Here is a 12,598-nt window from a genome sequence, read left to right as displayed (position 1 = left end):
CTCAACTATCGGTTTCAACCTTTCTGCGCGGATCGAGCCGCGTGGCCTCGGGCGTGACGGCGCGGTCCGCGGGCTGCGTCTTGAAGGCATCGCGGTCTTCGATCGGCACCGGCGCGCGGGCGCGGATGCGAAGCAGCGTGTAGCCGGCGAGGCTGAGATGCGCGAGCGCGGTTGCCAGGAAAAGCCCCTCCGGACGCACCCAGCCCATCAAGGCCGCGGCCAAAAGCGGGCCGATCATCGTGCCAAAGCCGTAGAGCAAGAGCAGACCGCCCGAAACCTTGACGAAGTCCTCGGAGCGGGCGTGGTCGTTGGCATGAGCGACGGCGATCGAATAGAGCGTATAGGCGAAGGCGCCGTAGGCGGCGGTCATCACGATGATGAAGACGCCTGAACGCGGCGCGATCAGGAAGATCAGCATCGCCACCAGGGCTGCGCCGAAGGCTGCGCCGGCCAGTACGAAGCGCCGGTCGGTTGTATCCGACAGCCGCCCGGCCGGTAGCTGCATGGCGGCACCGGAAATGACGACCAGGCTCATCATCAGTGCGATCTCGGCGGTCGATATGCCGACGCGCGCGCCATAGACGGCGCCCAGCGTGCCCCAGGCACCGTTGGCGATGCCGATCAGGAGGCAGGCCACCGCCGACACCGGCGAGTTGGCGTAAAGGCCTTTGACGTCGAGCTTGACGTCCTGCAGGGGCTTGGGATGCGACTGCGTCGACACGGCCGTCGGAATGAGCGACAGGCAAAACAGGATGCCGGTGATCATGAACAGCGAGGCCGACCGAACATCGCCGCCGGCGACGATCATCTGGCCGCCCATGATCGAGGCATAGGTGACCATCATATAGAGGCCGAAGACGGTGCCGCGGTTCTCGTTGGTGGCCTTCTCGTTCAGCCAGCTCTCGATCACCATGAAGGCCCCGGCCATGGTGAAGCCGGTGAAGGCGCGCAAAAGGATCCAGAAATATTCGTCGATGATGAGGCCGGTTAGCAGCGCGATGATCGCGCCCGACGCGGCGAAGGCGCCGAAAGCCCTGACATGGCCGGCGCGGCGCACGAGACGCGGCGCGAAGAAGCAGCCGGCGACGAAGCCGCCGGCCCAGGCCGTGCCCATCAGGCCGAGCGATGCGGTCGAAAAGCCTTCCACCTGGCCGCGCAGCGGCAGGAGCAGCCCGTGCAGGCCGGATGCGGCGAGCAGGAACGCGGTGCCGCGCAGCAGCGAGAGGATCGGTCTGTAGGTTGCAAACATCGCTTGATCCGGGTTCGAGACGCAGGGCCTGAAGACAGATGTATTCGGGCTTTTCGGCGGCGAGAGAGCACGCCGAACAATTTATCCGCGGCGGAACAGCGACTCGGCGGCGGATTTGGTGGCGCCCTTGGCGGTGCGCTCGGCTTCCAGCCTGGCGATCTCATCGCGCAGCAATGCGATGCGCTCGGACAATTCGTCGACGGACAGCAAAGACAGGTCCTGGCCGATCTCGTGCGGGCGCTGCTTTTTCCTGGGTTCGTCGTCGAAGATCGCCATCCGTCGCTCCTCCCTTACTCGGCCATTTGCCTGATTTGGCAATCGGCATACATAGAGCAATTCCGGGAAAAATGCGTAGCGGTTTTCCGCCCGGAATAGCGTAGGAACAAAGAGTTGGAGCAGGTTGGCGCTTCTTCAAGCGCCGAACTGCTCCAGGCGGGGGCGCCGATGCAAACGGGCGGCGATAGACCGGGATACAGGGAGAACACGATATCATGGCAAACGGACAGAAGATTCCGGCGAAGATGACGGCCATCGCGATCTCGCAACCGGGTGGGCCAAGGGTGCTCAAGCCGGAAACGCGCGACGTGCCGGTGCCCGGCCCCGGCGAAGTGCTGATCCGGGTGCACGCGGCCGGCGTCAACCGGCCGGACGTCCAGCAGCGCAAGGGCGCCTATCCGCCGCCGCCCGGTGCATCCGACTTGCCGGGCCTCGAAGCGTCGGGCGAAATCGCGGCGCTCGGCGACGAGATATCGCGCTGGCGCATCGGCGACCGGGTCTGCGCGCTGACGCCGGGCGGCGGCTATGCCGAATATGTCAAGGTTCATACCGGCAGCGTGCTGCCGCTGCCGGCGGGTTTCACGCATTCGGAAGCCGCCGCGGTTCCGGAAAACTACTTCACCGTCTGGCACAATGTATTCGAGCGCGGCGGCCTGAAGAAAGGCGAGACGCTGCTCGTCCATGGCGGTTCGTCCGGCATTGGCACCACCGCCATCCAACTCGCCTCGGCCTTCGGCGCCACTGTGATCACCACCGCCGGTAGCAAGGAGAAATGCGACGCCTGCCTGAAGCTCGGCGCCGACCGGGCAGTCAACTACCGCGAGGAGGATTTCGTCGCCGCCGTGAACGATGCGACCGATGGCAAGGGCGCCGACGTCATCCTCGACATGGTCGGCGGCGATTATGTCGGGCGCAATTACGATGCCGCGGCCGTCGAAGGGCGCATCGTACAGATCGCGGTGCAGGCCGGGGCCGTGGCCAGCGCCGACTTCTCCAAGATCATGGTGAAGCGGCTGACCCATACCGGCTCGACGCTTCGCCCGCGTACCGTCGAGTTCAAGGCGGCGATCGCAGCCGCGCTCGAGGCCCAGGTGTGGCCACTGCTCGGCACGCGCAAGGTGGCTCCTGTGATGGACATGATCTTTCCGCTGACCGAAGCCTGGCGGGCGCACGAGCGGATGGAAGAGGGCGAGCATATCGGCAAGATCGTCCTCGACGTGGAGTAGGATGGGTCGTTATTCAGGTGAGGCCGGCCTGCAAATGCCGGGCTTCTGCGCTTCCGGTGCTCACGTGGTTTCCAGCTGCCGCATGTCCTGATCGGAAAACCGGAAATCCACTTTTCCGGGACATGCGGAAGTACGCTCCGCTCCGGTTCTCGAAGTCCACCATTTTCGACTCGGCCTGACCTGAATCTCGACCCATCTTGGCGTCGGCGCGTGTCCGGTTCCAAGCTGAACGAAACCTTAATGCTGCATTGCACAAAACGCATTGCGGCCATGCAAAAGCGTCCGTTCAATTTGTGGGCAGGAGTGCCTATTTACGCGGCATCAAACGATTTGACCAAACGACTGGAGAACCATCATGAACCCGATCAGTGCTTTCCGTAAGTGGCGCATGTACAACGAGACCGTGCGCGAATTGAACAAGCTCAATGCCCGCCAGCTGAGCGACCTCGGCATCAACCGGGCCGACATCGAGCGTATCGCGCGCCAGGCGGTGTAATCAGACGCAGCCCGGCCTCGCGGTCGGGCTGCGACATGCAAGCCAGAGCCGTCGAGACGCTTGCTTTGTTTCCGGTTCCAAGCCCGCTGGACCTCGTCCAGCGGGTTTTGTCTTTTTAGGGCCTTGAATCGGCCCTTCCCAAAAACATTGCGAAAATTGGAGGGAGCGTTTATACAGGCCGCGAATTTCCCATTTTGGTGGCTCTAAAACCACCGCCCGCGCGGGAACGCGGGCGAACGAGAAGGATTTTTGATATGGCCAATTCGCTGCTGATGCCCAAGGCGACCGCCGTCTGGCTGGTCGACAACACCGCGCTCTCCTTCGAGCAGATCGCGCAGTTCTGCGGGCTGCATCCGCTGGAGGTCAAGGCGATCGCCGACGGCGAGTCGGCCCAGGGCATCAAGGGCATGGACCCGATCATCACCGGCCAGTTGACGCGCGACGAGATCGCGCGCGGCGAGAAGGACATCAACTACCGGCTGAAGCTGTCGGAGCCGAAGGTGCGGGTGCCGGAATCGAAGCGCAAGGGCCCGCGCTACACGCCTTTGTCGAAGCGCCAGGACCGGCCGAACGCCATCTTGTGGCTGGTGCGCAACCATCCCGAGCTCAAGGATGCGCAGATTGCTCGTCTCGTAGGCACCACCAAGTCGACGATCGAGCAGATCCGCGAGCGCAAGCACTGGAACTCGGCCAATCTGCAGCCGATGGATCCGGTGACGCTCGGCCTCACCTCGCAGATCGACCTGGACCTCGAAGTCAACCGCGCCTCGCGCGGCCGCGAGCCGGCGCAGCCCGTCGGCGACACGCTGCTGCCCGCCGCGCTCACCGAACGGCTGGTGCCGGCGCCGGAGAAGCCGAAGGATGAGGACCAGGAGCTCGATGCCAACGCCGTCTTCGCCAAGCTTTCGGCGCTCAAGTCGAAAGACAAGAACGAAGACGAGGAATGAGCGCTCTTACCTTCTCCCCTTGTGGGAGAAGGTGGATCGGCGCGATAGCGCCGAGACGGATGAGGGGTGTTCCAGCGGAGTGAGACGTCGGCGTTCCCTGGAACACCCCTCATCCGGCCGCTTCGCGGCCACCTTCTCCCACAAGGGGAGAAGGAGAAAAGCGCAAGTCACGTCCGCGCGGCGCGGTCGGGGGCCATGCCGTAATCCTCTGAGCGCTCGACGGCGCGGTAGAAATCGGCGAGCTGCTTGCCTCGCTCCGGCTTGAAGATGCGGCCGGCAATGACGACCGAGGCGATGCGGTCGATGCGGAAGGCGCGGAAATCGTCGCGCATCTCGCACCAGGCGACCAGTGTCCAGACCTTGCCCCAGAACCACAGCCCCAACGGCCTGATGTCGCGCGCGGTGCCGCGGCCGGCTTCGTCGGAATAGTCGATGGTCAGCACCTGGCGCTTCTCGATGGCGCGCTCGATCAGGTCGATCGCTTCCCGCGCGGCGTCGCTCACCACCCACATCGGCGTGTGGATCTCGGTGCGGGCGATGCGGTCCTTTTCGGTGTCGGGCAGCACGGCGCCGATCTTGACCAGCGCCTCGTCGGCGGCCCTCGCCATTGTGGCGCCGCCGAAGGCGCGCACCATGCGGGCGCCGGCAACCAGCGCCACGATCTCGTCACGTGTGAACATCAGCGGGGGAAGATCGAATCCCTCCCGCATCATGTAGCCGACGCCCGCTTCGCCATCGATCGGCACGCCGGTCGACTGCAGGTCGGCTATGTCGCGGTAAATGGTGCGCTCGGACACCTCGAGCCATGCGCCTAGCTTCTGCGCGGTGACCAGCCGGCCGCCCCGCAAATGCTGCACGATCTGGAAAAGCCTGTCAGCACGACGCATCGCTAGATCCCCCGAGGATTATGGCATAAGCCCTTCGCGCTTGCGCTGCGCGGCAATGAATTTCGCTCCGAAGGACAGTCGCGGCGACGGCTTGATGTGGTTGACGCCCGGTGCGTTCAGCTTGTCGTTCCAGCTTCTCACCATTGCGGATTACTCCGGATCGTCGAACCATGTTCGTTGCTGTCAGGATCGAAGCCGCTCCAATTACCGCATGCCTCCTGACAACATACTGTCAGGAGGCATGCGGCGAAGCTACCGGCAAACAAAGGCTTCTTTCCCTGAACTCAACATCGCTGGCCGCCATTACATCTGGGCGCGCTGCCGCCACAATCCAAGTCGCGGCAGCGAAATTTCAGTTTTCGCGTACGCGGCCCTGGTAAAGGTCCGGCCAGCCGATGTCCTTGCGGATGTCCGCCGGCAAGGTGTTCAGGAAACGCTGGGTGCGAATCTCGTTGCGCACGGTGCGGATTCTGCCGACATAATGCTGCACACTACGCAGAATTGTAAAACCGTTCATGACCTCACTCCTCTCTTGGATGGGAAGAGTATCTCACACCCCTCCTGACAGCAGTCTGTCAGGAAGTTGACAGGGTGCGGAGAAAGACGGTGCGGTGCCGCTCGCAGCGTTCGAATAGGCCCTATTTCTGTCAGGAATGCTCCGCCCGAGGGTGCGCTCGAGAACAGCTTTGACAGTCGCCATCGATGCTGGTCAAAGGCGGCATGACGAAACTGCTCGCCCTTGTCATCTGCGGCATCATGCTGATCCAGGTCATCAAGCCGCTGGGCTGGCCGGGGCTGAAGCGGCGCAGCGATTTTTGGAAGCTGGCGCTGCTTGCGATGGCCGCGATCTCGCTGGCGGCGGTGCTTGGACACTGGGTATAGGCCTGTTCGGGGGACCGCCCGCGAGTGGCGCGTCCTGCCGTTCACGCGCAGCAGTCCGACCGATCCTTGTCTTTGTCCCGATATTCGTCATGCAGGCGCACCCAGTCCATCAGGTTGTGATAGGGACCCGTCTCGCCGCGGCCCTTCGGCGTCATGTCGAGATAATGATAGGCGCCGATCAGCGCGTCGCCGCCGCGGGCGCGCGACATGAAGGTGAGGAAGATGTCGCCGCACTCGTTGCGATAGAAGATGCTGGTGCCGGGCAGGTCTTTCGAGCGCAACGGGCGCTTCTCGAAATTGTAGGTGGTTTCGCCCGCCGCGATCTGCCTGTCGGTGAAGGAGACCTGCAGGTCGAAGTTGAAATCGGACGCATAGGACGACACCCAGTCGAACTTCCAGCCCATGCGCTGCTTGTAAGGCAGGATTTCGGCCAGCGGCGCACGCGAGACGACGACCAGCGAGACGTCATGATGCTTCAGATGCCGGTTGGCGCCATCGATATGGTCGGCGAGGAACGAGCAGCCCTCGCAGCGGTGGTCGGAGCCCGGCGCCATCATGAAATGATAGACGATGAGCTGGCTCTTGCCGGCGAACAGTTCGGCAAGATGCTTCGGCCCCGCTTCGCTCTCGAAAACATAATCCTTGCGCAGTTTGAACCAGGGCAGTTGCCGCCGCTCCGCGGCGATAAGCTCGCGGAACTTTGTCAGCTCCTTCTCGCGCTCGAGATGCTTGCGATGCGCTTCGAACCAGTCTTCGCGCGAAACCACGGCATTGCGATGCATGACCATCTCCTGTCCTCTCCTGCCAAGGACGTTCGACATCGGCGCGATCCGACATGGTCGATAGCGGTCGGCGCCTGACAAGTGGGAAGGCGGCCCGCAAAAAGCAAAAACCCGGGCTGCCGGCCCGGGTTTATGCACTGCTCAGAGATGGCGTCAGGCGGCCTTTTCCAGCGCCGGCTGCCATTTTCCGAGCGCCGCCAGATGGTTCATGTGGGCCCGGTGAGTGAAGGCAGCCTGGCCGGCGGCAATGTTCGAGGCCTTGCCACTCCATGCCTTCTGCGGCGCGGCCTGCAGCGCGCGGCCATAGGAGAAGGTCAGTTTCCAAGGATGCGGGCCGATGGCGTTGATGGCATTGAGGTTGGCGGTCGCCTCCTCGTCCTCCTGGCCGCCGGAGAGGAAGGCGATGCCGGGCACTGCCGACGGCACCACCTCGCGGAACAGCTTGATCGTCTTCTCGGCGATTTCCTCCGGGCTGTCGGTCTTGCCCGACTTCTTGCCTGAGATGACCATGTTCGGCTTCAGGATCGAGCCTTCCAGCACGACGCGGGCCGCGTAAAGCTCGTCATAGAGCTTGATCAGCGTCGCCTTGGAGACGTCGTAGCAGGTGTCGATCGAATGCGCCCCGTCCATCAGCACTTCCGGCTCGACGATCGGCACGATGCCGGCTTCCTGGCAGAGCGCGGCATAGCGGGCCAGCGCGTGGGTGTTCGAGGCGATCGAATTGGCCGAGGGTACGCCTTTGCCGGTGTCGATGTCGATCACCGCGCGCCATTTGGCGAAATGGGCGCCAAGCTTGTAGTAGTCGGCGAGCCGCTCGCGCAGCCCATCCAGGCCCTCGGTGATGGTGTCGCCGGGAAAGCCGGCGAGAGGCTTGGCGCCGAGATCGACCTTGATGCCGGGAATGGCGCCGGACGCCTTGATGATGTCGACCAGCGGTGTGCCGTCGGCGGCCTTCTGGCGAATGGTCTCATCGTAGAGAATGACGCCGGAGATGTATTTTGACATCGCCTCCTTGGACCGGAACATCATCTCGCGATAGTCGCGCCGGTTATCGGCCGTGGATTCGACGCCGATGACGTCAAAACGCTTCTTGATGGTGCCGGAGCTCTCATCGGCCGCCAACAGGCCCTTGCCGCCGCTCACCATAGCGGCGGCGATATCTTCGAGACGTTCGCTCATGGGTGCTCTCCTACGCTGCGTTTATTCCGCGCTAGCAGAACACTACCGCCAAAGGAATGACGCCGGAAAGCTAGAATCGATTGAAAGCCGCGCGGGCTTTGCCTGGTCTCGGACTGTTTACCGCTTCAGCACCTCGACGCCGGGCAGCGGCTTGCCTTCCATCCATTCGAGGAACGCGCCGCCGGCGGTCGAGACATAGGTGAAGTCGTCGGCGACGCCGGCATGGTTGAGCGCGGCCACCGTGTCGCCGCCGCCGGCCACCGAGACCAGCTTGCCTTCCTTGGTGCGTGCGGCGGCATGCTTTGCCGCGGCCACCGTAGCGCGGTCGAAAGGCTCGATCTCGAAGGCGCCGAGCGGCCCATTCCAGACCAGCGTCGCGGCGCGGTCGATCCAGTCGTTGACGCTCTGCACGGTCTTTGCGCCGACATCGAGGATCATGCCGTCGGCCGGCACGTCCGAGATGGCGACGGTCTCGCTGGCGGCGCCCGCCTTGAATTCCTTGGCCACGACGCCATCGGCAGGCAGGATGATGGCGCAGCCGGCTTCCGCCGCCTCGATCATGATCTGCTTGGCGGTGCCGGCGAGGTCATGCTCGCAGAGCGATTTGCCGACATCGGTGCCGCGCGCGGCAAGGAAGGTATTGGCCATGCCGCCGCCGATCACCAGCGCATCGACCTTCTTCACCAGGTTCATCAACAGGTCGATCTTGGTCGAGACCTTGGCGCCGCCGACGATGGCCACCACCGGCCGTACCGGATCGCCGAGGCCCTTTTCCAGCGCGTCGAGCTCGGCCTGCATGGTGCGGCCGGCATAGGCCGGCAAATGATGCGCCAGACCCTCGGTCGAAGCATGCGCGCGGTGCGCGGCCGAAAAGGCGTCGTTGACATAGATGTCTCCATTGGCGGCGAGCTGTTCGGTGAAGGCCAGTTCGTTCTTCTCCTCCGCCTTGTGGAAGCGGGTGTTCTCGAGCAGCAGGACGTCGCCGTCCTTCATCGCCGCGACGGCGTCCGCGGCCTTGGCGCCGATGCAGTCGGCGGCGAAACCGACCGGGCGGCCGAGAACGTCAGCCGTGGCCCTGGCGATCGGCTCCAGCGAGAATTCGTCCGACGGGCCGTCCTTGGGGCGGCCGAAATGCGCAAGCAGGATGACCTTGGCGCCCTTTTTCGAGAGCTCGGCGATGGTCGGGCCGATGCGCTCGATGCGAGTGGCGTCGGTCACCTTGCCGTCGGCGACGGGAACGTTGAGGTCGACGCGCACCAGGACGCGCTTGCCGCTGACGGCGCCGATATCGTCGAGTGTCTTGAAGCCGGCCATGGTCGTTCCTTCCTGGTGCCTTGACGCAATCCGGACGGAAAACCGCCCACACTTTTCGTGAAATTGCTCTAGCGAAAACGCGGCGACCTTACTCGGCGCGAAGGACGATGCAAGGGCCGCGTCAATGGCGCGCGCGCAAAAATGATGTCGCCGTGAGATATCAGCCTTCGCCGGTTGCCTTCTGCCCGTCCGCTGCGGGCGCCACCGTGTCGACCGGCACGTCGTCGGCTGCCTGCTTCGCCGCCGGCCTGCGCCAGCTGCGGATCAGCGCCGCGATGCGGTCCCCGATCTCGCCGGCGCTCATGAACACCGGCACGCGCGCGACCGGCGCGGTCGGCTCGAAGGACAGGCCAAGGCCGGTGATCCTGCCTTTCTCGTCCACATCGCGCACGATCAGCTCGATCGGGCCGATCATCACACGGTCGGCATATTCGGCACGGCCGCCGAGCCGCTCGGTAACGAGCGCTGCAACGGTGAGCTTCTGCTCGGCCTCGGACAGGCCGGGGGCATAGGCGGCTTCCAGCTCCGCGGCCGAGCGGGCCGGATCGACGGCAAAGGCGCCGAAGAAGTCGGCATCCTCAGGATCGACCACGGCGCGGCTGGCAAAAAGCTTGTCGAGCAGGCGCGGGTAGCGGTCCGGTACGAAGATGTAGACCTGATCGCCGGCCGCCAGCCGGCCCATGTCCTGGAAGCGCATCGAGCGGCCGTCGCGCAGCACCAGCGAGGGCCTCGCCCAGCGCGGGATGCGCTCGCCCCGCGCCACCGGGCTGCCGGGTGCTACGCGATAGGCGAGCAGCTCATGATGTGCCGAGCCCGGCAATTCGAGCTCAACCTTGTCCAGCGGCCCAAGACGGGCCGGCACGATCAGCCCGAGGCGGCGCGCCAGCGGACCGACCGTCCAGCCCTGCACCACCAGCGACACCAGCACGATGATGAAGGCGGCGTTGAAGATCAGCCGGCCGTGCTCGAGCCCGCCGAGCAGCGGCGTTATGGCGAGCAGGATCGAGACCGCGCCGCGCAGGCCGACCCAGGAGACGAAGGCGACCTCTGGCCGCGGCAGCCGGAACGGGGTCAGGCAAAGCCAGACGGCGACCGGGCGGGCGACGAAGATCAGGAACAGGCCGAGCAGGATCGCCGGCACAAGGATTTCGGGGAATTGCGAGGGTGTGGCGAACAGGCCGAGGATCAGGAACATGATGATCTGCGCCAGCCACGACATGCCGTCCTGGAAACGCTTCAGGATGGTGACGGCGCGTATGTCGGAATTGCCGGCGATCAGCCCGGCAAGATAGACGGCGAGGAAACCCGAGCCGCCGACGGCGCCGGCTGCCGCGAACACCATCAGCGATAGCGTCAGCACGAAGATGGGCAGCAGGCCGTGATCGAGATTCAACCGCTCGACCAGACGCACGATGGCAAAACCGCCGAGCACGCCGATGACGGCGCCGAGCCCCATATTGGCGAGGAAGCCGAGCAAAAGGTTGGTGGCCAGCACGTTGGCTTCCGGGTTGGCATGCGCGGCGATGATCTCGACCAGGGTGATGGTGAGGAAGATGGCGATCGGGTCGTTGGTGCCGGATTCCACCTCGAGCGTCGCGCGCACGCGCTCGCGCAGATGGATCTCGCCGGCGCGCAGCAGGAAGAAGACGGCGGCCGCGTCGGTGGAGGCGACGGCAGCGCCAAGCAGGGAGGATTCCAGCCAGCTGAGCTTGAGAACATAGGAAGCGGCGGCGCTGAAGATGGCTGTGGTCAGGATAACGCCGATCGTGGCCAGCGACAGCGCCGGCCCGGCTGCTTGCCTGAGCGCGTTGAGCGGCGTGCCGAAACCGGAATCGAACAGGATCACGGCCAAAGCCAGTGAGCCGGCAAAATAAGCCAGCCGCGCATTGTCGAATTCGATGCCGAGGCCGTCGACGCCGGTGGCAAGCCCGATGCAGAGGAAGAGCAGCAGCAAAGGAGCGCCGAAGCGGAAGGCGATCAGGCTCGAAAACGCGGCGGCGACAATGAGTGCCGTGCCGACCAGCGTCACGAGATAGATCGCATGCTCCATCCGCTATTGCCCCTCCAAATCCCTCTGTTTGTGGCTTTACGGCAGAGTGGGGCGAAGACATGACCAGTGCAAGGCAACAGGATGTTTTTTGGGTTCAATGCTTCCAAACTTCGTCATTCCAGGGCGAAGCTCCGTCGCGGATTCTGGAATGACGACGCGACTGGTGTTCCGGCTAGTCACCATGGTGCGCGGATCCGCCGAGACTTAAACGAAAACGCCCGGCCGAAGCCGGGCGTTTTGAACTGCAAATTGACGGCAGCGATCAGCCGATGGTCTTGCCGAAGGCGACGGCGGTGTCGCCCATGCGGTTTGAGAAGCCCCATTCGTTGTCGTACCAGGACAGCACCGAGACGAAGTTGCCGTCCATCACCTTGGTCTGGTCGAGTGCCACGATCGAGGAATGCGGATCATGGTTGAAGTCGATCGACACGTTCGGGTGATGAGTGACGGACAGAACACCCTTCAGCTTGCCATTGGATGCGGCGATGACCGCTTCGTTGATCTCCTGAGCGGAAGTCGAGCGCTTGGCGATGAACTTGAAGTCGACAACCGAGACGTTCGGGGTCGGCACGCGGATCGAAATGCCGTCGAGCTTGCCCTTGAGCTCGGGCAGCACAAGGCCGATCGCCTTGGCGGCGCCCGTCGAGGTCGGGATCTGCGACAGCGCCGCGGCGCGGGCGCGGTAGAGATCCTTGTGCATGGTGTCAAGCGTCGGCTGGTCGCCGGTGTAGGAGTGGATCGTCGTCATCATGCCCTTCTCGATGCCGACGGTTTCGTGCAGCACGGCCGCCAGCGGCGCCAGGCAGTTGGTGGTGCAGGACGCGTTCGAGATGACGATGTGGTCCTTGGTCAGCTTGTCGTGGTTGATGCCGTAGACGACGGTGAGGTCGGCGCCTTCGGCCGGGGCCGAGACGAGCACGCGCTTGGCGCCGGCGGTCAGGTGCGCGGCCGCCTTGTCGCGGGCGGTGAAGATGCCCGTGCATTCGAGCGCGATGTCGACGCCGAGCTCCTTCCAGGGCAGCTGGGTCGGGTCCTTGATCGCGGTGACCTTGAACTTCTCCTTGCCGACCGAGATCTGGTCGCCGTCCACGGTCACTTCATGCGGGAAGCGGCCATGCACGCTGTCATAGCGCAACAGGTGCGCGTTGGTCTCGACCGGGCCGAGGTCGTTGACGGCGACCACGTCGATGTCCTTGCGGCCGGATTCATGGATGGCGCGCAGGATGTTGCGGCCGATGCGGCCAAATCCGTTGATGGCAACTCTGACGGTCATTGTTCTCTCCCTTGGGGCGGATGGGTCCGCAGTGTCA

At 64.1% G+C, this 12,598-nt stretch carries 14 protein-coding genes; 4 read left to right on the top strand and 10 right to left on the bottom strand.

The genetic code is table 11. The features are described 5' to 3' along the window. Position 1: 1 nt before the first annotated feature. Together LB520_RS07490 and LB520_RS07485 are read right to left on the bottom strand one after the other, a co-directional pair. Complete coding sequence (locus tag LB520_RS07490) at positions 2 to 1,249, bottom strand: MFS transporter (protein WP_224637019.1); 1,248 nt, start codon at positions 1,247 to 1,249, stop codon at positions 2 to 4. Between the two features lie 81 nt (positions 1,250 to 1,330). Next, entirely contained in the window at positions 1,331 to 1,525 is a 195-nt protein-coding gene (locus tag LB520_RS07485) for a DUF1192 domain-containing protein (protein ID WP_095767348.1), read from the bottom strand. 215 nt (positions 1,526 to 1,740) lie between these two features. Between LB520_RS07485 and LB520_RS07480 the strand changes: the two genes are divergently transcribed. From LB520_RS07480 to LB520_RS07470, 3 genes are all read left to right on the top strand, one after another. Continuing rightward, positions 1,741 to 2,751 (top strand): NAD(P)H-quinone oxidoreductase, encoded by a 1,011-nt coding sequence (locus tag LB520_RS07480; protein ID WP_224637018.1) that lies wholly within the window; start codon positions 1,741 to 1,743, stop codon positions 2,749 to 2,751. 355 nt (positions 2,752 to 3,106) lie between these two features. Then, positions 3,107 to 3,247 (top strand): DUF1127 domain-containing protein, encoded by a 141-nt coding sequence (locus tag LB520_RS07475; RefSeq protein ID WP_095767350.1) that lies wholly within the window; start codon positions 3,107 to 3,109, stop codon positions 3,245 to 3,247. Positions 3,248 to 3,501: 254 nt separating this feature from the next. After that, positions 3,502 to 4,194: a DUF1013 domain-containing protein gene (locus tag LB520_RS07470; RefSeq protein WP_224532567.1), complete on the top strand. Its 693-nt coding sequence runs from the start codon at positions 3,502 to 3,504 to the stop codon at positions 4,192 to 4,194. Positions 4,195 to 4,361: 167 nt separating this feature from the next. On the opposite strand, the gene LB520_RS07465 is transcribed toward LB520_RS07470, so the two are convergent. The 3 genes from LB520_RS07465 to LB520_RS07460 form a co-directional block, all read right to left on the bottom strand. Beyond that, a complete protein-coding gene (locus LB520_RS07465; RefSeq protein WP_095767352.1) occupies positions 4,362 to 5,081 on the bottom strand; it encodes a helix-turn-helix transcriptional regulator in 720 nt (239 codons plus the stop codon). A gap of 18 nt (positions 5,082 to 5,099) precedes the next feature. After that, complete coding sequence (locus LB520_RS29115) at positions 5,100 to 5,225, bottom strand: hypothetical protein (RefSeq protein ID WP_263483645.1); 126 nt, start codon at positions 5,223 to 5,225, stop codon at positions 5,100 to 5,102. A 208-nt stretch (positions 5,226 to 5,433) separates the two neighbouring features. Further along, positions 5,434 to 5,598 carry a hypothetical protein gene (locus tag LB520_RS07460; protein ID WP_095767353.1) on the bottom strand — a complete coding sequence of 55 codons (165 nt, stop codon included), beginning with the start codon at positions 5,596 to 5,598 and terminating at the stop codon, positions 5,434 to 5,436. A 185-nt stretch (positions 5,599 to 5,783) separates the two neighbouring features. On the opposite strand from LB520_RS07460, the gene LB520_RS07455 reads away from it, so the two are divergent. After that, positions 5,784 to 5,963, top strand: a complete 180-nt coding sequence (locus LB520_RS07455) for a hypothetical protein (RefSeq protein WP_224637229.1) — start codon at positions 5,784 to 5,786, stop codon at positions 5,961 to 5,963. A 41-nt stretch (positions 5,964 to 6,004) separates the two neighbouring features. Here the strand turns inward: LB520_RS07455 and LB520_RS07450 are convergent, their stop codons facing one another. The 5 genes from LB520_RS07450 to gap all read right to left on the bottom strand — a co-directional run bounded on the left by LB520_RS07450 (position 6,005) and on the right by gap (position 12,561). Then, positions 6,005 to 6,745, bottom strand: a complete 741-nt coding sequence (locus LB520_RS07450) for a DUF899 domain-containing protein (protein WP_224637016.1) — start codon at positions 6,743 to 6,745, stop codon at positions 6,005 to 6,007. Between the two features lie 153 nt (positions 6,746 to 6,898). Next, on the bottom strand, positions 6,899 to 7,924 hold the full coding sequence (locus LB520_RS07445) for a class I fructose-bisphosphate aldolase (RefSeq protein WP_224637015.1): 1,026 nt from the start codon (positions 7,922 to 7,924) through the stop codon (positions 6,899 to 6,901). 117 nt (positions 7,925 to 8,041) lie between these two features. Continuing rightward, positions 8,042 to 9,238, bottom strand: coding sequence for a phosphoglycerate kinase (locus LB520_RS07440; RefSeq protein ID WP_224637014.1), 1,197 nt, complete (start codon positions 9,236 to 9,238; stop codon positions 8,042 to 8,044). Between the two features lie 160 nt (positions 9,239 to 9,398). Further along, positions 9,399 to 11,288, bottom strand: coding sequence for a potassium/proton antiporter (locus tag LB520_RS07435; protein ID WP_224637013.1), 1,890 nt, complete (start codon positions 11,286 to 11,288; stop codon positions 9,399 to 9,401). Positions 11,289 to 11,550: 262 nt separating this feature from the next. Continuing rightward, complete coding sequence (gene gap, locus LB520_RS07430) at positions 11,551 to 12,561, bottom strand: type I glyceraldehyde-3-phosphate dehydrogenase (RefSeq protein WP_095767356.1); 1,011 nt, start codon at positions 12,559 to 12,561, stop codon at positions 11,551 to 11,553. Positions 12,562 to 12,598: the final 37 nt, after the last annotated feature.

The organism is Mesorhizobium sp. CA12 (assembly GCF_020165255.1).
Lineage (GTDB): Bacteria > Pseudomonadota > Alphaproteobacteria > Rhizobiales > Rhizobiaceae > Mesorhizobium.
This window is presented reverse-complemented; position numbering and strand designations above follow the sequence as displayed.